This window comes from Ruegeria sp. C8, assembly GCF_056537565.1.
In genome coordinates this window covers 83,106-108,923 of sequence record NZ_JBQFRV010000013.1, presented here as the reverse complement: position 1 = coordinate 108,923, position 25,818 = coordinate 83,106, and the positions used below count along the sequence as shown (strand labels likewise).

Sequence of the window (25,818 nt, the reverse complement as noted above, 5' to 3'; positions counted from 1 at the left end):
TTCAACCGGAAGGCCCTGCCTTTTCGGACGCAGGAGATAACCATGGCGAAGCCGACGACAATCAAGATCCGCCTGAACTCGACCGCGGGCACGGGCCACTTCTACGTGACCAAGAAAAACGCGCGTACGATGACCGAGAAAATGACCATTCGTAAATACGACCCGGTCGTTCGGAAACATGTCGAGTACAAGGAAGGCAAGATTAAGTAATCTGCCGTTCCAATTGGACATTTTGAAAAGGGCTCTGAGTTGTCAGAGCCCTTTTTCTTTTGGACGCGTACGCTGGTGCGGCCATGCGAAGGGAACAGGTCCGTTGCAGGGACGCATCAGCGCCAGGCCCCTTCGCACCTGCCGCGGCTTGCTTTTTACATCTCGCTACCGCTACGGTTTAGCAAATCGCCACAAAATGTTGACCGTCATGAAAAAAATCTTGCTACCGACAATCGCTGTTTTGACTCTCACGGCTTGTGAAGACCCCTTCAATCGCCAAGGTGTCGGGTTCACCGGGATTGATGGTGAACCGCGCACGGTGTCCGATGTTCCGGGAGCCGTTGCCTTCTTACCGCCAGCGACCAATGTCCCGGCCGAGCTTGCGGAATTGCCCACCGTCTCGGTCCTGTCCGACAAGGTCGGGATCGATAGGATTGCCGGTGTGGCGATCGACAATGGCGGTCAGTCGCCTGCAAACGCAGTGGAACTATCAGGAAGCAGTCAGAACCTGTATCTGAGCACGGTGAATGTGAACGGTACCCTGTTCGGAGTCGTTCGGACTCGCTCAAACAGCACTCGGGTCGATAACTCTGTGGGGGCGGCGTTTGGTAGAGAGACCGAACGCTTTACCGGTTGCCTGCCTGCAGGAGATGTCTACAGCAAGGGCTCATCCGATCGCAGCTCGGGCTTTGCGGTTCCGCTGAACTGCAGCTGATCCGGTCAAAGATCAGTTGACGTGAAAAAGGGCGGGGATTTACCCGCCCTGTTCATTTGCACCGATAGCTATTCGTCCCAATCAAGGCGGTGTTAGCCATCCTCAAGGATGCGGGCGAGGTCGGGCCGGCGGAAAGCCGGACCTTTCAGCACCTTGCCATCTTCGCGCAGAACCGGTTTCCCATCGGCGCCCAGCTTGGACATGTTCGAGGCGTGGACTTCCTCCATCGCCGCTTGTTTGACACTGTGTAGGCCGAATTCCAGAAAGGTGCCGTCCAGCACATATTGGATGTCACACAGGGCATCTAGCACTTCGACCAGATTGCCATCCTCCACCGCAGCGCGCAGCTCCGCGACTTCCTCTTCGAGGATCGCCAACCGCATCTGCGCACGCGTCTCGGGGATTGCTGGCGTCTCCACGACCGGCACGTCGAAGGCTTCGTGCCAGTCCCGAACGATGGTCAGAGTGTCCTTTGCCATCAGAAATCCCAGTCTTCGTCCTCGGTCGCAACCGCCTTGCCGATGACATAGGAGGATCCGGAGCCCGAGAAGAAGTCGTGGTTCTCGCTGTCCGGGCTGAGGGCCGCCAGAATCGCCGGGTTGACCTCGGAGACTTCGGGCGGGAACAGGGCCTCAAAGCCGAGGTTTTGCAGCGCTTTGTTGGCGTTGTAGTGGAGGAAGACCTTCACATCCTCGGTCAGGCCGAGCTCATCATAGAGTTCCTCGGTGTACTGGTTCTCGATCCCGTAAAGCTCGAACATCAGGCCAAAGGCATAGTCCTTCAACTCCTGTTGTTCCGCCTCGGAGAGCTTCTCGTAACCGCGCTGGAACTTGTAGCCGATGTAATAACCATGCACGGCCTCATCCCGGATGATCAGGCGGATCAGGTCTGCGGTATTGGTCAGCTTGGCGCGACTGGACCAGTACATTGGCAGGTAGAAGCCGGAATAGAACAGGAAACTTTCCAGAAACACCGACGCTATCTTGCGTTTCAGCGGATCGTTGCCCGGAGCGTATGTGTTCAGGATCGCCTCAGCCTTGGCCTGCAGATGGGGATTCTCTTCGGACCAGCGGAACGCCTCGTCGATCTCCTTGGTCGAACAGAGCGTCGAAAAGATCGAGGAATAGCTGCGCGCGTGCACCGCCTCCATAAAGGCGATGTTGGTCAGCACGGCCTCTTCATGCGGAGTGACGGCATCGGGCATCAAAGCAGGGGCACCGACCGTGTTCTGGATCGTGTCCAGCAGGGTCAGGCCGGTGAAGACGCGGATGGTCAACTGCTTTTCGTGATCCGTCAGCGTTGCCCAGCTTTGGATATCGTTGGACAGCGGCACTTTCTCGGGCAGCCAGAAATTGACCGTCAGTCGGTTCCAGACCTCAAGGTCCTTGTCATCCTCCAGCCGGTTCCAGTTGATGGCGCGGGGGATCTTGGTATGGATCATGTCTTTCATATCGTTTCCCCTTACAACGAACAGGATACGCAGCCCTGCACCTCAGTCCCTTCAAGGGCCTCCTGGCGCAGACGCACGTAATAAATGGTTTTGATACCTTTCTTCCACGCGTAGATCTGCGCGCGGTTGATATCGCGGGTCGTGGCCTCGGCCGGGAAGAACAGGGTTAGCGACAGTCCCTGATCCACATGTTCGGTGGCCGCCGCGTAGGTGTCGATCAGCGCCTCAGGGCCGATCTCATAGGCATCGCGGTAGTATTCGAGGTTTTCATTGCTCATGAAAGCCGCCGGATAGTAGACGCGGCCGATCTTGCCCTCTTTACGGATTTCGATCTTCGAGACGATGGGGTGGATCGAAGAAGTCGAGTTGTTGATATAGCTGATCGACCCGGTTGGTGGCACGGCCTGAAGGTTGCGGTTATAGAGGCCGTGTTTCATCACATCGGCCTTCAACGCTGCCCAGTCGTCGCGTGTGGGCAGGGTCATGCCGTCGAACAGAGCCTTCACCCGCTCGCTTTCGGGCAGCCAGTCACGGGTGGTGTATTTGTCGAAGAAGGTGCCTGAGGCATAGTCGGAGGCCTCGAACCCCTTGAACGACGCCTTACGCTCCTGCGCCAGATCGCAGGAGGTGCGGATCGCGTGATAGGCCATGGCCGCGAAGTACACGGATGTGAACTCGACACCCTCGGGAGAGCCATAGTGGATATGTTCGCGCGCCAGAAACCCGTGCAGGTTCATCTGCCCCAGACCAATCGCGTGGCTTTCATCATTGCCACGACGCACCGAGGGGACCGAGTCGATTGCCGACATCTCGGACACCGCCGTCAGCGCGCGGATCGCAGCGCCAACAGTGCGGCCCAGATCGCCACCATCCATCGTCTTGGCGATGTTCAGCGAGCCGAGGTTGCAGGAGATATCCGTGCCCAGATGCGAATAGCTGAGGTCATCGTTGAACTCGGACGCTTCATTGACCTGCAAAATCTCGGAACACAGGTTCGACATGTTGATCCGGCCCGCGATGGGGTTCATCCGGTTCACCGTGTCTTCGAACATCACGTAGGGGTAACCGGATTCGAATTGAATCTCGGCAATGGTCTGGAAAAACTCACGCGCATTGACCTTGGATTTTCGGATGCGCTTGTCATCGACCATCTCGTGATACTTCTCGCTTACCGAGATTTCCGAGAACGGCACGCCATAGACCTTTTCCACGTCATGCGGCGAGAACAGGTACATGTCGGCGTTCTTTTTCGCCAGCTCGAACGTGATGTCGGGGATGACCACGCCAAGGCTCAGCGTTTTGATACGGATTTTCTCATCCGCGTTTTCGCGCTTGGTGTCGAGAAAGCGCATGATGTCCGGGTGGTGCGCGTTCAGATAGACCGCACCCGCGCCTTGCCGCGCACCCAGTTGGTTGGCGTAAGAGAAGCTGTCCTCCAGCAGTTTCATCACCGGGATCACGCCGGAGGATTGGTTCTCAATGCCCTTGATCGGCGCGCCGTGCTCGCGGATGTTGGTCAGCAGCAGCGCTACACCTCCACCGCGTTTGGACAGTTGCAGGGCCGAGTTGATGCCGCGTCCGATGCTCTCCATGTTGTCCTCAAGCCGCAGCAGGAAGCACGAGATCAACTCCCCGCGTGAGGCTTTGCCCGCGTTCAGGAAGGTGGGCGTGGCGGGCTGGAAGCGGCCGTCGAGGATTTCTTCCATGAAGGACAGGGCCAGCGCCTCATCACCGCGTGCCAGCGCCAGCGCGGTCATGACGACGCGATCCTCATAGCGTTCCAGGAACCGCTGCCCGTCACGGGTTTTCAGCGTATAAGAGGTGTAATATTTGAACGCGCCCAGAAAGGTCGGGAACCGGAACTTCTTGGCATAGGCCGCATCCCAGATCTTACGCATGAAGTTCTTGGAATACTGGTCCAGAATGGCCTCTTCATAATAGCCCTCGGAAACCAGATACCCGAGCTTTTCGTCCAGCGAGTGGAAGAACACGGTGTTCTGGTTGACGTGCTGCAGGAAGTACTGCCGCGCGGCCATACGATCGGCATCGAACCGGATCTTTCCCTCACCATCGTAGAGGTTCAGCATCGCGTTCAACGCGTGGTAGTCCTGCTCGTTTACGCTGCTGTCGAGCATAGGTGTCTCCCTAGTTTTTCCAGCCCGGCGCGGACGCGGGCGATGTCGGTCTCTGTTCCGGCCAGCTCGAGCGTGTAGAGCAGCGGTACGTTGCATTTCTGGGCGATGATGCGACCGGCCAAAGCGTAGGTCGCACCGAAATTGCGGTTGCCTGTGCCGATCACCCCAACGATCCCGGCACGTCTGTCCGGGTTGTTCAGGAACCGGATCACCTGTTTCGGAACCGCCCCGCGCCCTTCGCCATCGGCATAGGTGGGGCTTATCAGCACGTAAGGGTGTCCGGGGTCAGGCAGCGGGTCCATTCCATTCGGAATGCGGAAAGAGGTCAGGCCCAGCCGCGAGACAAAGCGGTGGGTGTTTCCGGATTTCGATGAGAAATAGACCAGCGCCGGGATCGGCGCGGCCATGGGTCAGGCCAGTTGGGCGATCATGTCCGGGCGGAAACCCGACCAGTGATCACTACCTGCCACAACGACAGGGGCCTGACGATAGCCCAACTCGGTCACATGGGTCATGGCGCTGTCGTCCTGGGTCAGGTCGATGACGTCATAGGTGATGCCTTTTGCATCCAGCGCGCGGGTGGTGGCGGTGCATTGTACGCATGCGGGTTTGGAATATACGGTAATGCTCATGTCGTCCTCTGTCCTTTTAATGAATGCCGAGGACGCTGCGGGCAAAATGACCCCTGAACACGCCCCCGAACCCTCCGTTCGCGGTTCTCTTTCTTTGCTTACGGCAGGTCTCCTGGCTCGCGGATTGACGTTCGAACTGGCCTTCCCAAAAGCACGCTTTCAGTGGCGTATTCAGTCGAACTCTCCGCTTACAGTTGCGGGGGCAGCGCCGGTTTTTCACCGGTTTCCCTCTTAGCTTTCAACAGGAATCGAAAGAACCGAAGCAACACCATATTGGGGTTGGTGGTGGCATGTTGTCAATATATGGTGTGGCGAAGAAAATAAATTTCTTCGCTTGCACAACCAGCCACGTGCGCTAAGGCGGTCTACCTTTTCCGCTTGGGCATCGCGTTGCCACCCTTCATCGCAGCCGCCCGCGCGCGGTTTTTCTTGCTGCTTGGCTTGCCTTTGGGCGGAGGCGGGCCTTTCGGACGGCGCGCGGGTTTCTTATGCTGATCGCCCGAGGGCACCTCTTCCCGTTTGGGGCGCGTTTCGGGCTTGGGTTTCTCGGCCGGTTTCCGGTGTGGTTTTGCGGGTTGAGGCTCAGCCGCGCGGGCCTGGCGTTCAGCACGTTCGGGGCGCTTCTTGCCTTTGAAGTCGCGCTTGGGGCCTTTGCGGCCACCACCGGAAAGGGCGGGCGGCGCGTCCAGTTGCACGATGGTCTTGGTGCCTTCGACCGTCATTTTGGGGCCGATGGCCTTCAGGAAACCTTCGACACTGCTTTCGCGAATCTCGATATAGCTTTCTGTGTCAGCAATGCGGATCGCGCCGATATCGTCTTTGGTGATCTTGCCCGCCTTACACAACATGGGCAGCAAATAGCGAGGCGAGGCGTTTTCGTTGTGTCCCTCCGACAGCGAAAACCACACGCTTGGGCCAAAGGGCACGTTCGGTTTTGCCGCTGCATCCGGCGTGTCGCTCAGCTCTTCGGGGGCGGAGTGCTTGCGCCCGTATTGACGCAGATAGGCCGCCGCCAGCTGTTGCGGCGAAAAGCGCGAGACCAGATCGTCGACCAGAGCACTTTCCCCCTCGGTCACATCCACGGTCCAATCATCCGAGCTGAAAATCCGCTGCATATCCTGCGCCTGAACCTCGTCGGCCGAGGGCGCAGACCCCCACTCGGCGGTCAGCTTAGCGAATTTCAGCAGGCGTTGCGCCTTTTTGAACGATGCAGGCGGTACGATCAGCGCGCTGACGCCTTTCCGCCCGGCGCGTCCGGTTCGCCCCGAGCGGTGCAGCAGCGTTTCATGGCTGTTCGGCAGTTCCGCATGGATCACCAGATCAAGGTTCGGCAGGTCGATGCCGCGCGCGGCCACATCGGTCGCCACACAGACGCGGGCGCGTCCGTCGCGCATGGCTTGTAGCGCGTTCGAACGTTCGCTTTGCGTCAGCTCGCCGGACAGGGCCACGACCGAGAATCCACGATTCGACAGCCGCGCCGTCAGGCGGCTGACCATGGCGCGGGTGTTGCAGAAGATGATGGCGTTGGGGGCCTCGTAGAACCGCAACACGTTGATGATTGCATTCTCACCATCGCGCGGGGCCACGTTCATCGCGCGGTATTCGATATCGGCATGTTGTGTGCGCTCGCTGACGGTGCTGACCCGCTCGGCATCGTGCTGATACCGCGCGGCGAGGGAGGCGATGGCGCGGGGAACCGTCGCGGAAAACAGCAGTGTCTGACGCTCGGACGGTGTCTGTTCCAGAATGAACTCAAGATCTTCGCGGAAGCCCAGGTCGAGCATTTCATCGGCTTCATCCAGAACCACGGCGCGCACAGCAGTCAGGTCAATCGACTCGCGCATGATATGGTCGCGCAGGCGGCCCGGCGTTGCGACCACGATATGCGCGCCACGGGCCAGCGCCCGCCGCTCGTCTCGCATATCCATGCCGCCGACACAGGACGCGATGAACGCGCCTGCATCCGCATAAAGCCATGCCAATTCGCGTTTGACCTGCATCGCCAATTCACGCGTCGGCGCGATGACCAGCGCCAAAGGCGCGCCAGCCCCATCGAATACATCCACGTCGCCCAGTATGGTCGGGGCGATGGCAAGGCCGAAGCCAATGGTTTTCCCCGATCCGGTCTGTGCCGAAACCAACATGTCGCGACCTTCTAAGTCGGGCGCGGATACGGCGGTTTGGACAGGGGTCAGCGTGTCATACCCTTTGCGATCAAGGGCGTCTTGAAGTGTCTGATTCATGGCTCGGCTCTTTGGGATGCTGCGGTCACCCTCAGAGCGTCTATTACGCGGATGATCGTCGAAGGGCACTCCTTACCGAGTGAGGCGCCGGATGTATAGTGTGGAAAGCGACCTGTGCGATCAAACAGAGCATAAACGCTTGATGAAGGTTCCTTCAGGAAAGTTGTAATCCGTCGCACTCCTCCCAATCTGTTGAACACAGCCAAAGATGGCACCGATTTCAGGGAGAAAGAGACCATGACCAGATTTATGACTGCCGGAGCAGCCGCTCTGGCCACGAGCCTAGCCCTTGGCACTGCCGCTGCCGCTGAAACCACACCTGATCTGCGCGGTATTTGGACGGCCAGCCAGACCACGGTTTCGCCGTCGAATTCGGCTACCGGCGATGCGCCGCGATTTAACCAGTCGGAATGGGTGCTCGAAATTCAGGCTCAGAACGACAATGTCTTCTGGGGGCCGAGTATGTGGCGTCGCAATGCCATGGATGACTGGACGATGTACGAGGCCACCGGTTCCATCAGCCAGGATGGCTCGGGAAAAATCGGGATCGTCGAAAGCTCGGCCGAGCCGGCGATTGGCGTGAACGCTTTGATCGACGCGCGCTACGAGGACGGGCGAATTTATGCGGATTTCCGTAGCCTGCGGACTGGAACTACCTACAGCACCGTTCTGGAACGTCAGGTGAACTGAAGCGTTTCCGGCCCGGCCGGACTGTAGGGGGTACAGACTGTCGCCTGATTTTGACGACGACAGAATAGTAGGTAAACCGTCCGGGTCGGAACGCTTCTCAATATCGGAATACTCGTCTCCACAGGGAGGAGGCGGACCGGCCGGTGATTTCGCCGCGCGCGACAGGATCCAGTATATGCCGGGTTTACACGCGGTGTTCCTCGGCCCGGGTTATTCGGATCTCGCGAACCTTCAGCGCGGGGTCGCGCGTGGTGAAATTTCGCCGTCCGGTCCAAGCTCCATTTCAGAAGTATGGCATCTTGTCCGCCGAATGCCGCAGATTCTGCTGGGAGGATTTGTCCAGTCGATCTTTTGCGAACATATCTGCTCTGCCTCCGCGACCGACGTCAGCACAGTCGGCGTTTTTAAATGCGTCGGTTAAGAAACAGTACCGGGCGCAGGCCTCACTCTGAAACCGTCTTTTACATATGCTCGACAGCGCAGGTGAGTATGTAGGGAATTTAGCCCTGTTTCAGTCCGAACGATTCGGTTTTGCGGACGGTGCGGCGTTGCCAGTTTCTGCAATTTGCGATCAGTTTGTCGTAGGTTGCCGTTTGCACCTGCAGCAAATCACAATTTTCCGGTCAGAGTTTGGCGAAAAGAGTTTTGCAATTCTAAACCTGCGTGGTTCTCGAGAAATCCGGAGTTATCCACAGTACCCTCCCGGCAGATATCAACAACTTATCCCCGTCTGATTTCCATGCTGCGGTGCTATTTTCTTGCCCGATAACGGGTGCAATGCAAGATTGGTTTCACCGCTGGAGTTCGTCGGATCAGAAGGCGGGATGCAAAGGCCAAGGGGGTCTGCGCAGGGAAGGCTGATCTTAGGATTGACGTTCTATTGCAAGGGCTTACCGGTGGGTGGTGCATCGAGTTGGGGCTTCGTGCCTTGGGTCGACGGATCATCTTCTCAAATGGGCTTTGTGCGTCGCGGCGACTTTCGAGTTTGTGGCGGCGGCTGCGGTTCCTTCGGGGGCCGGGGCAACTGGATCGAAGTGGTCTTAGGACAAACTTCGTCCGGGTAAGGCGTCAGGGGTTGCCCGCAAGGGCGCATGCAAAGACCGCGTCTGCGCACCTGACGCCTTTTCCCCCGCTGGCTTCATGCAGGCTACCACCCACCCCTCGTCAGAATGGGAACGGGGCTCTTTCGCATGTGCAAAAGAGCCCCGTGTTAACGTCAGATGATGCAATGCCGCGTCTATGCACCTGTCCTTGCACAATAGCCAGTTCAGCCTACCGCATCAACAACATATTGCGTGCGTCATCCTGCGATCCGCAAGATGAAGGCGTAAATCAGAGGTTTTCCTGCACGTCCGAGGCTGCGTTTTGGATCGCATCGCCCGCTTTTTCGATGTCTTTGCCCGCGCCTTTGGCGGTTTCGCAGGCGGTCAATGCAAATAGGCTCAGGCCAATCAGAATTGCGCGGATCATGTTTTTCTCCTTCATGCTCGATCAGGCCTTCGGTAGCAGTATCTTACTGAGGAGGCTAGCACTTTTGCGGTTTACCGGGGGTCGCGCTGCGTCTACGCCTGCGGCCTGCCGGGCAAACTGTTAGTGCCCTGTGTTTTCGCTGCAGAACAGCTCATAGACGGTTTCCAGCATCCGACGGGGCTTGTCATCGGCCAGTCGGTAATAGATCGCTTTGCCGTCGCGGCGGGGCGTCACCAGCCCTTCCAACCGCAAGCGCGACAATTGCTGCGACACGGCGGCCTGGCGGGCGGACAACAGAGTCTCAAGCTCGGTGACAGATTTCTCGCCCGACGCCAGATGGCACAGGATCATCAGACGCCCTTCGTGGCTAATCGCCTTCAGAAAATTCGCCGCCCGCGACGCGTTTTCGACCATGTGGTCAAGCTCTGCCGAGGGGGTGTCCTGGGTTACTTGGGGGAGTGCCATCTAAACTTCGTTCCTTACTATCCCGCTGTGGGTGGAGCCAGAGATATACTTCTTTCCGGATAAGTACATCCAATTTACTTATTTTGCACTTTTACGCCCATATGCATGCATCAAAATACTGTGATCAAAGAAGCGGTGAACAAAAAAGCGCCGTTTTCGGCCCCTGTGAGGTGGGACCTGAAGACAAGGGCCGCCGTATCTTGCGAACAGTTTGCAAGGTCGTTCTTGCTGGCCCCCCTTGCAGCCCCCCAGTGGCGACACTAAGACTCGGGTAACTCTTGTTGGGATAATGTCCCGATCCATAGCAAAGCAGGCAGGTTCCGAATGTTCGATCCAGTAGATACCTATATGAATACGCTCGTGCCCATGGTCGTTGAGCAGACCAGCCGGGGGGAGCGCGCCTATGACATTTTCTCGCGCCTGCTCAAAGAACGGATTATCTTCATTAACGGTCCGATTCACGACGGTATGAGCCATCTGATCGTCGCGCAGTTGCTGCACCTTGAGGCGGAAAACCCGAACAAGGAAATCTCGATCTACATCAACTCGCCCGGCGGTGTGGTGACCAGCGGTTTGTCGATTTACGACACAATGCAGTACATCAAGCCGAAATGTTCCACATTGGTCATCGGTCAGGCGGCCTCGATGGGGTCGGTTTTGCTGGCTGGCGGCGAGGCGGGCATGCGCTTTTCGCTGCCCAACAGCCGGATCATGGTTCACCAGCCCAGCGGCGGATATCAGGGTCAGGCCAGCGATATCATGATCCATGCCGCTGAAACACAGAAGCTGAAAGATCGCTTGTATGACATCTACGTACGTCACACCGGTCAGACCAAGAAGTCCGTTGAAAAGGCTCTGGATCGTGACAATTTCATGAGTCCCGAAGAGGCCAAGGATTGGGGTCACATCGACGAGATCGTCGAAAACCGTGCCAAGATGGATACGGAAGAGGCCTAAGAAACGCGTCCCGCGCGCCAAGCGCAGGGCCATTTTGAGATTGTAGCCGCCAGAGCGCTGGCCTAAGCTGCACGAACATGCGCAAGCGTGCCCCACAGGTAGGGGCGCAGAGACGAAGCCCGAAAGGTAGATCATGGCGACGAATTCAGGCGGTGACGGCAAAAACACGCTCTACTGCAGCTTTTGTGGAAAAAGCCAGCATGAGGTGCGCAAGCTGATCGCAGGCCCGACCGTTTTCATCTGTGATGAATGCGTCGAGCTGTGCATGGACATCATTCGCGAGGAAACAAAGGCCAGCGGTCTGAAATCCTCGGACGGGGTACCGACACCTAAGGATATCTGTGAGGTTCTGGACGACTATGTGATCGGTCAGGCCACAGCCAAGCGGGTTCTGTCGGTTGCGGTCCACAACCACTACAAGCGTCTGAACCACGCCCAGAAAGCGGGTAGTGATATTGAACTGGCCAAGTCGAACATCCTGCTGATCGGTCCGACCGGTTGCGGCAAGACGCTGCTAGCCCAGACGCTGGCACGTATTCTGGATGTGCCGTTCACTATGGCCGACGCGACGACGCTGACCGAAGCTGGCTATGTGGGTGAGGATGTTGAGAACATCATCCTGAAGCTGCTTCAGGCCAGCGAATACAATGTGGAACGCGCACAGCGCGGCATCGTCTATATTGACGAGGTCGACAAGATCACCCGTAAGTCCGAAAACCCCTCGATCACCCGTGACGTCTCGGGTGAAGGTGTGCAGCAGGCGCTGCTGAAACTGATGGAAGGCACCGTCGCCTCGGTTCCACCTCAGGGTGGACGTAAACATCCGCAGCAGGAGTTCCTGCAGGTCGACACCACCAATATCCTGTTCATCTGTGGCGGCGCCTTTGCCGGTCTGGATCGGATCATTGCGCAACGCGGCAAGGGTTCGGCAATGGGCTTTGGCGCTGACGTGCGCGACAATGACGAGCGTGGCGTTGGCGAAATCTTCCAGGATCTCGAGCCGGAAGATCTGCTGAAATTCGGGTTGATCCCGGAATTCGTCGGTCGTCTGCCGGTTCTGGCGACGTTGGAGGATCTGGACGAGGACGCTCTGGTCACCATCCTGACCAAACCCAAGAATGCTCTGGTCAAACAATACCAGCGTTTGTTCGAGCTGGAAGATGCTGAACTTTCCTTTACCGATGAGGCGCTGAAATCGATCGCCAAGAAAGCGATCGAGCGAAAAACCGGCGCTCGGGGGCTGCGTTCGATCCTCGAAGATATCCTGCTGGATACGATGTTTGAACTTCCGGGCCTCAAAAATGTGACCGAAGTGGTGGTAAACGAAGAAGCCGTGACCTCTGACTCGCAACCCTTGATCATCTATGCGGATGCCGTGCCAGAGTCGGCGTCAGCTGGTTAAGGGGTAAGGGGGCGCTGCCCCCGCCGCCCTTCAGGCGCGTCCCCCGAGGTATTTCCAACCAGATGAACAGGGGATCCTTTACTTCATCTGGCCATAAATATCCCGGAGCGCGAGGTAGAGCCTCGCAAAACCTCATGACATTCAAATTCTCGGAGAAATGAGCCGTGTCCGCAATCAAGCGTATCTCTTCAGGTGGTGAATTTGAGGGCAAGGTTGGCTATTGCCGAGCAGTGGTGGCCGGAGGGTGGGTTCACGTTTCCGGCACTGTTGGGCAGGGTAGTGGCGTTGTCGATCAATGCAGATCAGCATTGGACGTCATCGGGAAAGCCTTGGATGAGGCGGGCGCAGGTTTCGCCGATGTTGTTCGTGTGACCTACATGCTGCCCGACCGGACCGAGTTCGAGCCTTGCTGGCCCGTGTTATCCGAGGTTTTTGGAGCCAATCCTCCAGCCGCGACGATGATTGAATGCGGTTTGATCGACCCCAAATACCGGATCGAGATCGAAGTGACCGCTTTATTGCCGCAGTGACGCAGTCACGCGGCGGGTACTGGACCTTGGCGCGCCTTTGGGTCATACCTTCTCGGGACCGAATTGCCGGAGGCGGATCATGGGCATCCTGAACACTTTTTTGCGGGCCGTAACCTGGTGGAACGGGGCAACCCTGAACACGCAGATTTTCACCGCACGTAAAGGTGTTAAAGTTGGTGAGGACAATGAAGGCAACGTCTTCTATAGAACCGCCGATGACAGCAAACGCTGGGTAATTTTCAATGGTGAGGCTGAAGCCAGCAGGGTTGATCCAGATTGGCATGGTTGGCTTCACCGCACCTGGGATGAGCCGCCGACAGACAAACCGCTGGCGCACAAGGCCTGGGAAAAACCGCATCAGGAGAACCTGACAGGCACCGCGCTTGCTTACACCCCTGCGGGGTCATTGCGCCGGGCAGAGCCTGTTGAGCGCAAGGACTACGAGGCCTGGAGCCCGGAATAAGACGAGGCGAGCAATGTCGACCCACAACTGGACCGAAGTATTCGTCGGCGGTGCCGTCTTGGCCTGCGCCGTCGCGTTTGGTGTTTATGCCAGCCAATCCACCGGCCTGTCACAAGGCAGTGCCGGATATGAGCTTGGGGCGTCCTTCCGGTCGCTGGAAGGGGTCAATGTCGGAACCGATGTGCGCCTCGCGGGTGTCAAAATCGGGACCGTTACCGACGTGACCCTGAACCCTGAGACCTACCGCGCTGATACGACCTTTTCGGTCGCGGATGGTGTCCTCGTGCCAGATGACAGCGCCATCGTGATTTCTTCCGAAGGGCTGTTGGGGGGCAATTTTGTTGAGGTGATGCCAGGCGGTTCTCCGTTCTATTTTGAGCCCGGCGATCAAATCGAAGATACACAGGGCGCGGTCAGCCTGATCTCGTTGCTTGTGAAGTTCGTCGCCGGAGACGGCAGCGAATGATGCGCGCTTTGGCATTTGCTTTGACGCTGGCCGCGACATCCGCGACAGCTCAGCAAACGGTTCAGTCCGGACCCGGCGCGATGTTGCGCGGCTTGGATAAGGTCAACGGTCAGACCGTGGATGTTGAGCTGCAGACTGGTCAGACACAGGCCGTCTTTGGTCTGGATGTCGCTTTGGGGGATTGCCGCTATCCCGTCGATAACCCGACCGGGGATGCGTTTGCCTTCCTGACCATATGGGAACAGGGCAAGGCGGAGCAGTTGTTCGACGGTTGGATGATCGCGACCTCTCCGGCACTGAACGCCTTGGACCATTCGCGTTACGACGTTTGGGTGATCCGCTGTATCACTCCGTCGGCGGACTGAGGCACCTCGGCCGCAAACTCGGCGCTATCGCCAATCGCTTCTTCCAGCGCTTTTCTATAGTCACTCCGGGGGATTTCGATCGCGCCGAGTGAGGCCAGATGGGCAGTCAGAAACTGAGTATCGAACAGCTGAAAACCGGTCTGTCGCAGGCGGTCCACCAGATAAGCCAGCGCGATTTTCGAGGCGTCGGTGCGACGTGAGAACATGCTCTCACCAAAGAAGGCAGCGCCCAAGGCCACTCCGAAAACGCCTCCGACAAGCTGGTCATCTTCCCATACTTCCAGAGAATGTGCTTGGCCTGCGTTGTACACCTGTCGATACAGGTCGCGCAGCTCGGCGTTAATCCATGTGTCCGCACGATCGGCACACCCATCGACGACGCCTTCAAAATCCTGATTGATCGAGATGGAAAAGCCGCATCTTCGTATCCGCCTTGCAAGGCTGCGCGAGATGTGGAAACCGTCCAGCGGGAAAACGCCGCGGAATTTGGGGTCGACCCAGAACAGGTCCGGGTCATCACGATGCTCGGCCATCGGGAAGATGCCGATCGAATAGCCATGCAGCAAAAGTTCTGGTGACAGACTCATGAGGAACATCCAAGGGCCGGGCGGCGCATGCCAACCGGCCCTGTGGGGTTAGTCGGCCATATTCTCCGCAAGCCAATGCTCCAGCCAGTGGATATTGTAGTCGCCGCTATGGATGTCCGGCTCCTGCAACAGCGCGTGGAACAGAGGCACTGTGGTGTCGATGCCGTCTACGATCAGCTCGCCCAAGGCGCGCTCAAGACGGGCCAGAGCCTCGGCGCGGTCGCGGCCCTGAACGATCAGCTTGGCAATCAGCGAGTCGTAGTAGGGCGGGATCGAATAACCATCGTAAAGCGCAGAGTCCATCCGCACGCCCAAACCACCCGGCGCGTGATAGGCCGTGATCTTACCCGGGCAGGGCGAGAAGTTGGGCAGTTTTTCTGCGTTGATCCGAACCTCGATGGCGTGGCCGTTGATCTCAAGATCATCCTGTCCGAACGACATCGGCAAGCCTGAGGCCACGCGGATTTGTTCGCGCACCAGATCGACGCCGAAGATACCCTCGGTCACCGGGTGTTCCACCTGCAGGCGGGTGTTCATCTCGATGAAGTAGAACTCGCCTTTTTCGTACAGGAACTCGATGGTGCCCGCTCCGATATAGTTGATTTTGGCCACCGCGTCGGCGCAAATCTTGCCGATCTTGGCGCGTTCTTCGGGGGTGATGCAGGGGCCGGGGGCCTCTTCGAACACCTTCTGGTGACGACGCTGTAGTGAACAGTCGCGCTCACCCAGATGAACAGCGTTGCCTTTGCCGTCACCGAAGACCTGAATCTCGATATGGCGCGGTGTGGTAAGGTATTTCTCGATATAGACCTCATCGTTGCCAAAGGCTGCTTTACCTTCGGCACGTGCGGTCATGAAGGCGCTTTCCATCTCATCCGCGCTCATCGCGACTTTCATGCCGCGTCCGCCGCCACCGGCGGTGGCTTTGATTATAACGGGATAGCCGAATTCTTCACCGATACGCTTGGCGTCTTCCAACGTCGGAACGCCACCGTCGGAGCCGGGAACACATGGCACACCCAGCGCTTTCATCGTATCTTTGGCGGTGATCTTGTCGCCCATCACGCGGATATGTTCCGCAGTGGGGCCGATGAAGGTGATGTCGTGGTCTTCGACGATCTGCACGAACTCGGCGTTCTCGGATAGGAAGCCATAGCCGGGGTGGATCGCCTGCGCGCCGGTGATCTCACAGGCGGAGATGATCGCGGGGACAGACAGATAGCTTTGCGGGCTGGGCGGGGGGCCGATGCAGACCGATTCGTCCGCCATGCGCACATGCATCGCGTCGCTGTCGGCGGTGGAGTGGACGGCGACCGTCTTAATCCCCATCTCGCGCGCGGCGCGGATGACGCGCAGGGCGATCTCGCCTCGGTTGGCAATCAGGATCTTGTCGAACATGGGCCCGCCTTACTCGATGATGACCAGAGGGGTGCCGAATTCCACAGCGTCGCCGTCGCCGACCAGAATGCGTTTCACGGTGCCCGATTTGGGCGCGTGGATGTGGTTCATCGTCTTCATCGCTTCGACGATCAGCAGCGTGTCTCCTTCGGAAACAGACGCACCGACCGAAACGAAAGAGGGCGCACCGGGCTCGGGTTGCATGTAAACCGTGCCGACCATAGGCGAGGTCACAGCGCCGGGATGGCTGGCCGGGTCTTCCACATCTGCGGCCGGGGCTGCGGGGGCTGTTGCAGGGGCCGGCGCGGCAGCGACAGGTGCTGCGGCTGCAGCCGGAACGGCAACCTGAACCGGAGCGGCAACCGCTTGCGTTGCGCGGCTGACGCGCACGTTCAGGCTGTCTTCCTCGCCATATTCGCGTTTGACCTGCAGCTCGGTCAGGTCATTTTCGCGCAGCAGTTCGGCCAAGGCTTTGATGAACGCCACATCCGCTTCGTGTTTGGTATCTGTCATGAGTATCCTCGAAGGTTCCCCTTTGGCCCGTCTGTATCTACGCGGGCTTCGATCTGATTACGCAGCGTTATAAGCCAAGCGAGCAGCCATGAAAAGCGCCGTTTAAGCCTGAAAACAGGGGGTTTGGATGGTTTATTACGGGCGGTTGTTCTTACAGCGGCATGCCAGAGAGCTTTGCAACCAGTTCCGGCAGTTTCCTAGCGCCGAATTTTTCCAGTAGCCGGGCGCGGTAGGCCTCGATCGTGCGGTAGCTCAGGCCCAGCTCCATCCCGATTTCCTTAGCCGACAGGCCGCGACAAGACAGGATCGCCACTTCGCGCTCGCGCACGGTCAGTTCCACCAGCGGGCGCTCCTCGGAGATGTCGGAAAAGCTCCAGATTCCATGGCGAAACGGATCGTCAGGGGTCAGCGAGCGTCCTCGCGCGCGGCACCAGAACAGGTCTCCGTTCCGACGTCGCATCACACGTTCATCGGTGTAGTAGCCGGTATCGCGCATCACCTGCAGGCTGCGTTGCCCGATTCTCTCCCAATCCGCGACCGAAGGGTAGAGATGCAGCAAGGGCATATTATTGTATTCGGCTTCATCCCCGCCAAAGGTGCGCGCAAATTGCAAGTTGCACCGTCGGATGATGCGGTTTTCCAATTCGACAAGGCCGATGGGTGCATATTCAAAAGCTGGATCGCTCATACTCATATGGTGGCGGTAAATGCAGGAAATGAGAAGGGGCGAAGCGCGTCTGACGGTGCCATCGAGGACCGGACGTTGTTAATCTTGTCAACTCAATGTGAAAACTGGTGCATAACATTAGGAAAATGATAGAATAAACTGAAAATACAACTGCCCAGATATAGCAATACGTGACTGAGGACCTTGATCATGCGGGATTTGCTGACCGGTAGCCGGATCCGCGAACGACGGCAGATTGCGGGTCTAAGGCAGGCGGAACTTGCGCGTCAAGTGGGGATCTCGGCCTCTTATCTGAACTTGATCGAGCACAACCGCCGCCGGATCGGGGGCAAATTGCTGGTCGATATTGCAGGGGCGCTGGCAGTTGAGCCCTCCGTGTTGACGCAAGGGATCGAAGCGACCTTGATATCGGCCTTGCGCGAAGCGGCGGCCGATGCAGTTGGCCAGCAGGCCGAAATTGAAACGCTTGAGGAGTTTGCAGGCCGCTTTCCTGGTTGGTCGGGGGTTTTGGCGCAGATGCACCGGCGTGTCGTGTCGCTGGAACGGACGGTTGCAACGCTTTCGGACCGATTGACCCATGACCCGCATCTGGCAGCCTCGATGCACGAAGTGCTGTCGACCGCAGCGGCGATTCGGTCGACCGCAGCGATTCTGGCCGACCCGCAGGATATCGACGCCGAGTGGCAGGATCGGTTCCACCAGAACCTTCATCAGGATGCCGAGCGACTGGCCGACAGTTCAAAGGCGCTGGTGACCTACCTAGACGAATGCGATACGTCGAAAGACCCGCGTGGCGCACCGCTGGAAGAGGTTGAGGTGTTTCTTGAAGCGCGCGGCTATAGCTTTCCAGAACTCGACGCCGGGGAAGGGGCAGAGGTCATAGATCTAGAGGGTCTAAATACCTCGGCTGCACGGAACCTTGCAGGGGAATGGCTAAAGCAGAGTGAGGCTGACGCCAAGGCCATGCCGCTTGATGCCCTCAAAACCACGCTTGCAGATGTTGATCCGAACCCTATGGAACTGGCCCAGCGATTCTCGGTCGATCTGCCGACAGTGTTCCGACGCCTAGCCAGCCTGCCCGAAAAGGTGCTGAACCGCCCAGTAGGGCTGGTGATCTGCGACGGCTCGGGCAGTATCCTGTTCCTGAAACCTGTCACCGGCCTGTCGCTGCCGCGCCATGGCGAGGCCTGCCCGCATTGGCCGCTGTTTTCTGCGCTGAATCGGCCTCTGGTTCCGATCAGACGGCAGGTCGCGCAGCAGGGGCGTGCCGCCGCAATGTTCGAATGTCACGCCTATGCCTGGCCGCATGGCTTGTCCGGATACGACCAGGAACCCTCGTATCGCGCGGCCATGCTGATATGGCCGCTGGTCGAGGCCGAACCGAACCCAGAGGCGACACGGGTCGGGCCAAGCTGCCGGATTTGCCCAAGCGGCGATTGCGGTTCTCGTCGCGAGCCGTCAATTCTCAGCGAAGGCTTTTGACAGGTTCCCGAACAACCGCTTAATCTGGCGAAGACCGGTTCCGGGGTGGAGGCCAGTCATCGGGAGGATATACACAAATGAGCCGTAAGGTTCTGTTGATTGAGGATGAGCCCAACATTGCCGAGGCCATCCGATTCTTGCTGACTCGTGAGGGGTGGCAGGTCGAGACACATGGCGATGGCGCGGATGCGCTTCAGGTGATTCAGGGCGCACAGCCCGATCTGGTGATTCTGGACGTGATGCTACCGGGCAAGAGCGGGATGGACATCCTGCGCGATCTGCGTGCCTTGGACGACATGCAGGACTTGCCGGTTCTGATGCTGACCGCTCGCGGGCAGTCCAGAGATCGTGAGATGGCCGAGAATGCGGGTGTTAGCCGCTTCATGACCAAACCTTTTTCCAACGCTGAGGTGCTGACCGCCGTGCGCGATCTGCATGCGCAGGCAACGCAGTTATGACGTCGCCCGAGGGTCAGGACCGCACGTCGCGCGGTGCGCGGCCCTCGTTGTTTCTGGAACGGCAAAGCTATCGCCGGCGTAGGTTGGCGGATTCGGCTCGGTTACTACCATTTCTAGGCGGAGCGCTGTTGGTGTTGCCGCTGCTGTGGCCGGACGCCTATTCTGAAACCGGCGGTGTGCCGCTGTCGTCGGCGATCTTCTACATCTTCGCCTGCTGGATCGGTCTGATTCTGGTCAGCCTGATTTTTGGCTTCGTCGCCCGGCGCACCGGCGTGGATGACAGCTCTGACGCGGACGCTGGCTGATGGCAACATTGAACGTCCTGATTCTGGTCTGTCTGGGCTATGTCGTTCTGCTGTTCGGCGTGGCATTTGCCGCAGACAGGATGGCGGCGGCCGGACGGGGCAAATGGCTGCGCTCCCCTTTGATCTACACGCTGTCCCTATCGATCTACTGCACGGCTTGGACCTTTTACGGCGCGGTTGGCAATGCGGCGCGGTCGGGGTTGGAGTTCGTGACAATCTACCTCGGGCCGACGCTGGTTATGATCAGTTGGTGGTGGGGGCTGCGCAAACTGGTGCGCGTCGGGCGCAGCCAGCGCGTGACCTCGATCGCGGACCTTTTGTCCTCGCGCTATGGCAAGTCGAACACGCTGGCGGTGTGCGTCACGATTCTGGCCGTGATTGGCGGCACGCCCTATATCGCGTTGCAATTGCAGTCGATTACCCTGTCTTTCTCGATCTTTGCCGAGGCCGACCCCTCGGGCCTCTACCGCGAAGGCTCCAGCGTGTTTTGGGTGGCGGCTGGGCTGGCGATGTTCGCGATCCTGTTCGGCACCCGCAATCTGGATGCCAATGAACGCCACCATGGCGTGGTAACTGCCATTGCGGTCGAGTCAGTCGTCAAGCTGTTTGCGCTGGTGGCTGTCGGCATCTTCGTCGTCTGGGGCATTGCCGGTGGTTTTGGCCCGATGATGGAGCGGATCGACGCCTCGGAAATTGGCACGTGGCAAGTGGATGCCGGGCGCTGGACGACCTTTATTTTCCTGTCTGCCGCCGCCTTTGTCTGCTTGCCGCGCATGTTCCAGGTGATGGTGGTCGAGAATGATGACGAGGGCCATCTACGTACCGCCGCGTGGGCCTTTCCTCTCTACCTGCTACTGATGAGCCTGTTTGTCGTCCCCATCGCCGTTATCGGGCTCGATATGTTGCCGGAAGGGTCCAACCCGGATCTGTTCGTGCTGACCGTGCCGTTGTCGCAGGGCAAGGACGGCCTGGCTATGCTGTCCTTCATCGGAGGGTTCTCGTCAGCGACCTCGATGGTGATCGTGACGGCAATGGCCCTGTCGACGATGGTGTCGAACCACGTCGTAATGCCGATTTGGCTGAACACGCATGAGCGGGTCGGGTCTGTCCCCGGAGACGTGCGCAACATCGTATTGATGGCGCGGCGTATCTCAATCGCTGCGATAATGGCGCTGGGCTATTTCTACTACAGTCTGTCTGGCGGCGGCGCGGCGTTGGCCTCGATCGGGTTGGTGGCCTTTAGCGGTATTTCGCAAATCCTGCCCGCGATGGTCGGCGGATTGTTCTGGCGCGGAGCCACCAGAACCGGTGCCCTGGCAGGTTTGACCGTGGGTTTTGTGCTGTGGATCTACACGCTGCTTCTTCCCGGAATGGGGGCTGCGTGGATGCCCGAGAGTGTGTTGCTGAACGGACCATTTGGTATTGCATGGCTGCGACCTCAGGCCCTGTTCGGGATCGAAGGTATCGATCCAATGGTGCATTCCGTGATGTGGTCAATTTCCCTGAATGCGGTTGTGTTCTGTGTTGCGTCCCTGCTGAGCTTTCCCAGCCCGTTGGAGCGGCTTCAGGGCGCGCAATTCGTCAATGTCTTTGACCACTCGGTCGCGCCGCGCGGTTGGACCGGGTCGGTTGCGCAAAGCGAAGACCTGATGATCATGACCCAGCGCATTCTGGGCACATCGCCCGCCCAGGAATTGTTCCAGCGCGAGGCCGAACTTCAGGGCGGACGCTCGCCCTTGCCCGAGCCGACACCCGGATTTCTGGCCCGGCTTGAGAGGGAGCTCAGCGGCTCAGTAGGGGCGGCGACGGCGCATGCGATGATCGGGCAGATCGTGGGAGGAGCCTCGGTTTCGGTCGAGGACCTCCTGGCCGTTGCCGACGAATCTGCGCAATTGCTGGAATACTCCAGCCAGTTGGAAGAAAAATCTGCCGAACTTAGCCGCACGGCACGCCAGTTGCGCGATGCCAACGCCAAGCTAACCCAAATATCCGAGCAGAAAGACAGCTTTCTCAGCCAGGTCAGTCATGAATTGCGCACGCCCATGACCTCGATCCGGGCGTTTTCCGAGATAATGCGCGACACCGAAGGGCTGAGCGGTGAAGAACAGACCCGCTATGCCGCCATCATTCACGACGAGGCGCTGCGCCTGACACGTTTGTTGGACGATCTGCTCGACCTAAGCGTTCTTGAGAACGGACAGGTCAGGCTGAACCTTGGCGATGATACGTTGCGTTCGGTTCTGGATCGGTCGATCTCCAGCGCACTGGCGGGCACGGATCAGCGGCTCGCTGTGCGGCGCAGCAAGGCATCCGAGCGTATCCCCTTGCAAACGGATCTCGACCGCTTGGGGCAGGTGTTTATCAACCTCATCTCCAACGCGCGGAAATACTGTGATGCCGATGAACCCGTACTGACGATCTCGGCTCATGATGTGGGCGGGCAGCTGGTTGTGGATTTCATCGACAACGGCAGCGGTGTCCCGCCCGAGGCGCGGTCGATGATCTTTGAGAAATTCGCGCGGGTCGGAGGGGACAAGGCTGGCGGCGCCGGGCTGGGTTTGGCGATCTGCCGCGAGATCATGCACCGTTTGGGCGGCGATATCACCTATCTGCCCGGGCAGGGCGGTGCGGCGTTCCGCGTCAGCCTGCCTTTGGCCTACCGACAAGCGGCGCAATAGTTCGGTTTAAAGAAGTTCGTAACCTCTGCCGGGTTACACTAAGACTCACGACAAGAAATCGGATGGTACCGAAGCCATGGCACAATCGGTCGGCGCCGCTCTGGCGCGTAAATTGTCATTGGGGCAGGGGGATTTGGGGGATCGACCCCGCTCGATCCTGCGGGCGTTGCGTCTGGGCTTTGCGCGGGCCGCAGGTGAGCGTTTGAATCTTCCGCTGGCTATTATTGGTGCAAAGCAGGCAGACCGGGCGCAGGCTGGCCTTGCGGCCACATTGGCCGAGGATTGGCTGCTTCTGAAATTTACGGGGCCAGAGGGGGTTGCCGCGGCCTGTCTGGATTTGAACTGCGTCTCGGCCATCGTTCAGACCCAAACAATTGGTGAGGTTACTTCGGACGCGCCCGCCGCGAGAGGCTTTACGGATACGGACGCCGCCATGGCAGCCCCGCTGGTCGAGGATGCATTGCGCCGTGCCGTCGGTCTGGTCGATGCGGCAGATCAGCAGGGTTTGACAGGGTATGAGTATACCTCACGGGCGGCGGATTTGCGTGGTCTGATCTTATCGCTGGAGGCAGACAGCTGCCGAGTTTTTGACCTGACCGTGGAACTTGGAGGCGGGTTGCGTCAGGGCCAGATCACGATCGTGCTGCCTGATCCGCTCGCGCCCGACGAAGCTGAGGTCGAGCTGGATATCGACACTGGCCCTCGGCTGGAGCAGTCATCAGGCGTCGTCCGAGCCGAGCTGAACGCCGTGGTGTGCCGGATGAGGTTGCCGTTGGCACATCTTTCCACGCTTGAGGTAGGCAGCCTGTTGCCGCTGACCGGCGCACGCTTGGACCGGACTGAGGTTCTGACGATCGAACGCACCCGCGCCTCGGTCGGGCGTCTGGGGCAGTCGGGCGGGATGCGCGCCGTTCGGCTGAACGAAAACGTACCGCTGCCCGCGCTGGATGCTTTGGAGTCCGCCGAATTCATAGAAAGCCGACCGGCCAGTGTCCGGGGCGATATGGCTGACACGGACGTAGATATCCTGTCCGACCCTCTCGATCTGGTCGCGAGCCCCTCAGTTGCCGATCCGGTCGACGACGACCTGAGCCTTGTTGAACCCGATCTAATGGCTGCAGAAATCTCGCAACTGGCGGGCCTCGATGGCCCGAAGTATGGGGAGGTCTGATCTAGTCTGACGTGTTGCGCAGTTGATCCAGAGTAGGGCGCAGCTGCTCCAACTGATACCCGGCATTGGTGGTGGCAGTCAGAATCTCATCCGTACTCATCTGGTCGCATTGACCCAGAGCCCAAACAACCGAACAACGCGTGCCGGACGCGCAATATGCCAGAACCGGGCCAGAGCAACTTTCGGCCATATCCCTCTGCCGGGCGACATTCTCGGGTGTCATTGTCTGGTGGGTCAGTTCCAGCACCTCGTATTCCAGCCCTGCTGCGCGGACCGCGTCTCCGATCGCATCCGATTGCATGATCTCGGGGACCTCAGCATTGGGTCGGTTGCAGATAACCTTGACGAAGCCGGCCTCGGCAATGGCGGGCACGTCCTCGACAGTGATCTGCGGGGACACGGCGTAGCGGGGGGTTATAGGTCGAATCTCCATGCCAATTGATTAGGCCGCGTTGGCCGCCCTGTCCAGTTGCGCGCGCAGCCCCGGCGCCAACCGCATCCCCGCCGCCATCGCAACCAGAAAGACGGCGCTGCTGGTCCCGCCATAGGACAGTGCCGCCATGGCTGGGCCTGGGCATAGGCCGACCAATCCCCAGCCTGCGCCAAACAGGACTGAGCCGAGGATCAGCCCTCGGTCAAGTTCGGGCCGAGCAGGTGCGGGAAATGTGCCGCCAGTCACCGGTTGGCGGGTCTTGGTCATGCGCCACGCGACCAACATGGGCAGAATCGCGCCTCCCATGACGAAGGCCAGTGTCGGGTCCCATGCACCGAAGATATCCAACCAGCCCTGAACCTTTTGGGTATCCGTCATTCCCGATAGCAACAGCCCCGCGCCAAACATCGCGCCCGATAACAAAGCGATCAACAACCGCATCAGATCACCCCCAAACCGTGGCGGAACAGGGCCAAAACCACCGCTCCGGCAGCGATATAGATTAGGGTTGCAACAATCCCGCGCAGCGAAAACCGAGAGATGCCGCAGACCCCATGACCCGAAGTGCACCCGTTTGCCAGCCGCGTGCCGATGCCAACCAAAAGCCCGGCCACGACCAGAAGGCCTAGATTTTCCGTCAGGTGCGTTTCAGGCCGTTCGCTCATCAGACGGCTCATGATCAGCGGCATACCGATCAGCCCCAAGACAAATACCAGTTTCTCGCGCCTCGCCGGGCCGTCGATTAAACCTCCCAGAATGCCACTGGCCCCCATGATCCGGCCATTGCCAAGCAGGTAAAGCGCAGCGCCGCAGCCGATCAAGATGCCGCCACACAGGCCCCATATCCAGTCCGGGTTCATTCTATGTCCATCCTATACTGTTGGCGCGGGTCACAGCTTGTTGATCGGCAACTTCAGGAAAACATCGCCCTGTTCGTCGGCCGGGGGCATCTGGCCCGCGCGCATATTGACCTGAAGCGACGGCAGAATCAGCCGGGGTTTGGAGAGTGTCGCGTCGCGCGCATCCCGCATTTCCACAAACTCTTCGATGCTGCGACCTTGCCCGATATGGATGTTCAGCGCCTTTTGCTCGCCCACCGTGGTCTCCCACGCATACTCATCCCGCCCCGGAGCCTTGTAGTCGTGCCCCACAAAAATGCGGGTCTCATCGGGCAGAGACAGGATCTTCTGGATCGAAGCAAAAAGCACCTCGGACGAGCCGCCTGGGAAATCGCATCGTGCGGTGCCGAAGTCGGGCATGAACAAGGTGTCGCCGACAAAAGCGGCATCGCCGATCACATAGGTCAGGCAGGCCGGCGTATGACCGGGTGTGTGCAGCACATCGCCTCGCATCTGTCCGATGTGGAAACTGTCGCCCTCGCGGAAGAGGGCATCAAACTGGCTGCCATCTCGCTGGAACTCGGTCCCTTCATTGAAGATTTTGCCAAAGGTCTCCTGCACCTCGACGATGTGATGTCCGATCCCGATTTTGCCGTCCAGTTCCTGCTGCAGATATGGCGCAGCCGAGAGGTGGTCTGCATGCACATGGCTTTCCAAAATCCACTCGGTCTTAAGGTCTTTGGCGTGTACATAAGCGATGATCTGGTCGGCAGAGCTTGTCCCCGTCCGGCCCGAGGCATGATCGAAATCCAGAACGCTATCGATAATCGCACAAGCGCGGCTGCTGTCTTCGTGGACGACGTACGAGACCGTAAAGGTCTGGTCGTCGAAGAACGCTTTCACTTTTGGCTTCATGGTTTCCTCCACTTAGACGACATATAGGAAAATCAGAATGTGATACAAGAGTCAGTTCGGGTTTTGATGTCCGTCAAGGCACGACATATGAAATTTGCCTAAACTTTAACCCAGACGCGCAGATTTGCCGAACAGGCTATTTTAGCGGGCAATAAACC

The 25,818-nt window shown here is 58.8% G+C and carries 30 protein-coding genes and 1 riboswitch; of the genes, 14 read left to right on the top strand and 16 right to left on the bottom strand.

Annotated features, from left to right (window positions below; translation table 11 throughout):
* Window positions 1-42: 42 nt before the first annotated feature.
* Together rpmG and ACR0KL_RS16865 are read left to right on the top strand one after the other, a co-directional pair.
* Window positions 43-210, top strand: a complete 168-nt coding sequence (gene rpmG, locus ACR0KL_RS16870; RefSeq protein WP_037309480.1) for a 50S ribosomal protein L33 — start codon at window positions 43-45, stop codon at window positions 208-210.
* 208 nt (window positions 211-418) lie between these two features.
* Window positions 419-925: a lipoprotein gene (locus ACR0KL_RS16865; protein WP_170678304.1), complete on the top strand. Its 507-nt coding sequence runs from the start codon at window positions 419-421 to the stop codon at window positions 923-925.
* Between the two features lie 92 nt (window positions 926-1,017).
* On the opposite strand, the gene ACR0KL_RS16860 is transcribed toward ACR0KL_RS16865, so the two are convergent.
* The 6 genes from ACR0KL_RS16860 to ACR0KL_RS16835 all read right to left on the bottom strand — a co-directional run bounded on the left by ACR0KL_RS16860 (window position 1,018) and on the right by ACR0KL_RS16835 (window position 7,385).
* Window positions 1,018-1,404 (bottom strand): nucleoside triphosphate pyrophosphohydrolase family protein, encoded by a 387-nt coding sequence (locus ACR0KL_RS16860; protein WP_170768505.1) that lies wholly within the window; start codon window positions 1,402-1,404, stop codon window positions 1,018-1,020.
* Window positions 1,404-2,375 (bottom strand): class 1b ribonucleoside-diphosphate reductase subunit beta, encoded by a 972-nt coding sequence (nrdF, locus tag ACR0KL_RS16855; protein WP_480777293.1) that lies wholly within the window; start codon window positions 2,373-2,375, stop codon window positions 1,404-1,406. The genes ACR0KL_RS16860 and nrdF overlap by 1 nt, the downstream gene beginning before the upstream one ends.
* Before the next feature lie 11 nt (window positions 2,376-2,386).
* The gene (gene nrdE / locus ACR0KL_RS16850) at window positions 2,387-4,510 is read right to left on the bottom strand and encodes a class 1b ribonucleoside-diphosphate reductase subunit alpha (RefSeq protein WP_480777292.1); all 2,124 of its coding nucleotides are present in this window, start codon (window positions 4,508-4,510) and stop codon (window positions 2,387-2,389) included.
* Window positions 4,492-4,905, bottom strand: coding sequence for a class Ib ribonucleoside-diphosphate reductase assembly flavoprotein NrdI (gene nrdI, locus ACR0KL_RS16845; protein ID WP_480777305.1), 414 nt, complete (start codon window positions 4,903-4,905; stop codon window positions 4,492-4,494). Before nrdI ends, nrdE begins: the two co-directional genes overlap by 19 nt.
* 15 nt (window positions 4,906-4,920) lie before the next feature.
* Window positions 4,921-5,142 carry a glutaredoxin-like protein NrdH gene (gene nrdH / locus ACR0KL_RS16840; RefSeq protein ID WP_170374861.1) on the bottom strand — a complete coding sequence of 74 codons (222 nt, stop codon included), beginning with the start codon at window positions 5,140-5,142 and terminating at the stop codon, window positions 4,921-4,923.
* An 85-nt stretch (window positions 5,143-5,227) separates the two neighbouring features.
* Window positions 5,228-5,419, bottom strand: a riboswitch (cobalamin riboswitch).
* Between the two features lie 88 nt (window positions 5,420-5,507).
* Complete coding sequence (locus ACR0KL_RS16835) at window positions 5,508-7,385, bottom strand: DEAD/DEAH box helicase (protein ID WP_170678314.1); 1,878 nt, start codon at window positions 7,383-7,385, stop codon at window positions 5,508-5,510.
* Between the two features lie 237 nt (window positions 7,386-7,622).
* On the opposite strand from ACR0KL_RS16835, the gene ACR0KL_RS16830 reads away from it, so the two are divergent.
* The gene (locus tag ACR0KL_RS16830) at window positions 7,623-8,075 is read left to right on the top strand and encodes a hypothetical protein (RefSeq protein ID WP_170637311.1); all 453 of its coding nucleotides are present in this window, start codon (window positions 7,623-7,625) and stop codon (window positions 8,073-8,075) included.
* 1,332 nt (window positions 8,076-9,407) lie between these two features.
* Here the strand turns inward: ACR0KL_RS16830 and ACR0KL_RS16825 are convergent.
* Both ACR0KL_RS16825 and ACR0KL_RS16820 read right to left on the bottom strand, forming a co-directional pair.
* Complete coding sequence (locus tag ACR0KL_RS16825; RefSeq protein ID WP_170374868.1) at window positions 9,408-9,545, bottom strand: entericidin A/B family lipoprotein; 138 nt, start codon at window positions 9,543-9,545, stop codon at window positions 9,408-9,410.
* A gap of 120 nt (window positions 9,546-9,665) precedes the next feature.
* Window positions 9,666-10,010 (bottom strand): metalloregulator ArsR/SmtB family transcription factor, encoded by a 345-nt coding sequence (locus ACR0KL_RS16820; RefSeq protein ID WP_170374870.1) that lies wholly within the window; start codon window positions 10,008-10,010, stop codon window positions 9,666-9,668.
* Window positions 10,011-10,334: 324 nt separating this feature from the next.
* Here ACR0KL_RS16820 and ACR0KL_RS16815 point away from each other — a divergent pair, with 324 nt between their 5' ends.
* The 6 genes from ACR0KL_RS16815 to ACR0KL_RS16790 all read left to right on the top strand — a co-directional run bounded on the left by ACR0KL_RS16815 (window position 10,335) and on the right by ACR0KL_RS16790 (window position 14,193).
* Window positions 10,335-10,967 carry an ATP-dependent Clp protease proteolytic subunit gene (locus ACR0KL_RS16815; protein ID WP_170374872.1) on the top strand — a complete coding sequence of 211 codons (633 nt, stop codon included), beginning with the start codon at window positions 10,335-10,337 and terminating at the stop codon, window positions 10,965-10,967.
* 133 nt (window positions 10,968-11,100) lie between these two features.
* Window positions 11,101-12,369, top strand: coding sequence for an ATP-dependent Clp protease ATP-binding subunit ClpX (clpX, locus tag ACR0KL_RS16810; protein ID WP_170374874.1), 1,269 nt, complete (start codon window positions 11,101-11,103; stop codon window positions 12,367-12,369).
* Window positions 12,370-12,533: 164 nt separating this feature from the next.
* Complete coding sequence (locus tag ACR0KL_RS16805; protein WP_170678318.1) at window positions 12,534-12,899, top strand: RidA family protein; 366 nt, start codon at window positions 12,534-12,536, stop codon at window positions 12,897-12,899.
* Between the two features lie 79 nt (window positions 12,900-12,978).
* The gene (locus ACR0KL_RS16800; protein ID WP_170468109.1) at window positions 12,979-13,362 is read left to right on the top strand and encodes an NADH:ubiquinone oxidoreductase subunit NDUFA12; all 384 of its coding nucleotides are present in this window, start codon (window positions 12,979-12,981) and stop codon (window positions 13,360-13,362) included.
* A 13-nt stretch (window positions 13,363-13,375) separates the two neighbouring features.
* Window positions 13,376-13,828 (top strand): outer membrane lipid asymmetry maintenance protein MlaD, encoded by a 453-nt coding sequence (gene mlaD / locus ACR0KL_RS16795; protein ID WP_170468107.1) that lies wholly within the window; start codon window positions 13,376-13,378, stop codon window positions 13,826-13,828.
* Entirely contained in the window at window positions 13,825-14,193 is a 369-nt protein-coding gene (locus tag ACR0KL_RS16790) for a DUF2155 domain-containing protein (protein WP_170643074.1), read from the top strand. Before mlaD ends, ACR0KL_RS16790 begins: the two co-directional genes overlap by 4 nt.
* On the opposite strand, the gene aat is transcribed toward ACR0KL_RS16790, so the two are convergent.
* From aat to ACR0KL_RS16770, 4 genes are all read right to left on the bottom strand, one after another.
* Window positions 14,148-14,780 carry a leucyl/phenylalanyl-tRNA--protein transferase gene (gene aat, locus ACR0KL_RS16785; RefSeq protein WP_170678320.1) on the bottom strand — a complete coding sequence of 211 codons (633 nt, stop codon included), beginning with the start codon at window positions 14,778-14,780 and terminating at the stop codon, window positions 14,148-14,150. The two genes, ACR0KL_RS16790 and aat, sit on opposite strands and share 46 nt — an antisense overlap.
* A gap of 48 nt (window positions 14,781-14,828) precedes the next feature.
* Window positions 14,829-16,178 (bottom strand): acetyl-CoA carboxylase biotin carboxylase subunit, encoded by a 1,350-nt coding sequence (gene accC / locus ACR0KL_RS16780; RefSeq protein ID WP_170374885.1) that lies wholly within the window; start codon window positions 16,176-16,178, stop codon window positions 14,829-14,831.
* A gap of 9 nt (window positions 16,179-16,187) precedes the next feature.
* Window positions 16,188-16,691: an acetyl-CoA carboxylase biotin carboxyl carrier protein gene (gene accB, locus ACR0KL_RS16775; protein WP_170678322.1), complete on the bottom strand. Its 504-nt coding sequence runs from the start codon at window positions 16,689-16,691 to the stop codon at window positions 16,188-16,190.
* 151 nt (window positions 16,692-16,842) lie between these two features.
* The gene (locus ACR0KL_RS16770) at window positions 16,843-17,379 is read right to left on the bottom strand and encodes a LuxR C-terminal-related transcriptional regulator (protein ID WP_170460784.1); all 537 of its coding nucleotides are present in this window, start codon (window positions 17,377-17,379) and stop codon (window positions 16,843-16,845) included.
* 189 nt (window positions 17,380-17,568) lie between these two features.
* Between ACR0KL_RS16770 and ACR0KL_RS16765 the strand changes: the two genes are divergently transcribed.
* The 5 genes from ACR0KL_RS16765 to ACR0KL_RS16745 all read left to right on the top strand — a co-directional run bounded on the left by ACR0KL_RS16765 (window position 17,569) and on the right by ACR0KL_RS16745 (window position 23,473).
* Window positions 17,569-18,861 (top strand): helix-turn-helix domain-containing protein, encoded by a 1,293-nt coding sequence (locus ACR0KL_RS16765; protein ID WP_170678324.1) that lies wholly within the window; start codon window positions 17,569-17,571, stop codon window positions 18,859-18,861.
* A gap of 77 nt (window positions 18,862-18,938) precedes the next feature.
* Window positions 18,939-19,319: a response regulator gene (locus ACR0KL_RS16760; protein WP_170468096.1), complete on the top strand. Its 381-nt coding sequence runs from the start codon at window positions 18,939-18,941 to the stop codon at window positions 19,317-19,319.
* The gene (locus ACR0KL_RS16755) at window positions 19,316-19,624 is read left to right on the top strand and encodes a hypothetical protein (RefSeq protein ID WP_170678326.1); all 309 of its coding nucleotides are present in this window, start codon (window positions 19,316-19,318) and stop codon (window positions 19,622-19,624) included. Before ACR0KL_RS16760 ends, ACR0KL_RS16755 begins: the two co-directional genes overlap by 4 nt.
* Window positions 19,624-22,302, top strand: a complete 2,679-nt coding sequence (locus tag ACR0KL_RS16750; protein WP_170678327.1) for an ATP-binding protein — start codon at window positions 19,624-19,626, stop codon at window positions 22,300-22,302. Before ACR0KL_RS16755 ends, ACR0KL_RS16750 begins: the two co-directional genes overlap by 1 nt.
* Window positions 22,303-22,378: 76 nt before the next feature.
* Window positions 22,379-23,473, top strand: coding sequence for a FliM/FliN family flagellar motor C-terminal domain-containing protein (locus tag ACR0KL_RS16745; protein WP_170678329.1), 1,095 nt, complete (start codon window positions 22,379-22,381; stop codon window positions 23,471-23,473).
* Window position 23,474: 1 nt separating this feature from the next.
* On the opposite strand, the gene ACR0KL_RS16740 is transcribed toward ACR0KL_RS16745, so the two are convergent.
* From ACR0KL_RS16740 to ACR0KL_RS16725, 4 genes are read right to left on the bottom strand one after another with little or no spacing between them, the layout of a single operon-like run.
* A complete protein-coding gene (locus tag ACR0KL_RS16740; RefSeq protein ID WP_170678331.1) occupies window positions 23,475-23,906 on the bottom strand; it encodes a protein tyrosine phosphatase family protein in 432 nt (143 codons plus the stop codon).
* 9 nt (window positions 23,907-23,915) lie between these two features.
* Entirely contained in the window at window positions 23,916-24,347 is a 432-nt protein-coding gene (locus ACR0KL_RS16735; protein WP_480777291.1) for a DUF6691 family protein, read from the bottom strand.
* Window positions 24,347-24,766: a YeeE/YedE thiosulfate transporter family protein gene (locus ACR0KL_RS16730; RefSeq protein WP_170678336.1), complete on the bottom strand. Its 420-nt coding sequence runs from the start codon at window positions 24,764-24,766 to the stop codon at window positions 24,347-24,349. The genes ACR0KL_RS16735 and ACR0KL_RS16730 overlap by 1 nt, the downstream gene beginning before the upstream one ends.
* A gap of 30 nt (window positions 24,767-24,796) precedes the next feature.
* A complete protein-coding gene (locus tag ACR0KL_RS16725; RefSeq protein WP_170678338.1) occupies window positions 24,797-25,660 on the bottom strand; it encodes an MBL fold metallo-hydrolase in 864 nt (287 codons plus the stop codon).
* Window positions 25,661-25,818: the final 158 nt, after the last annotated feature.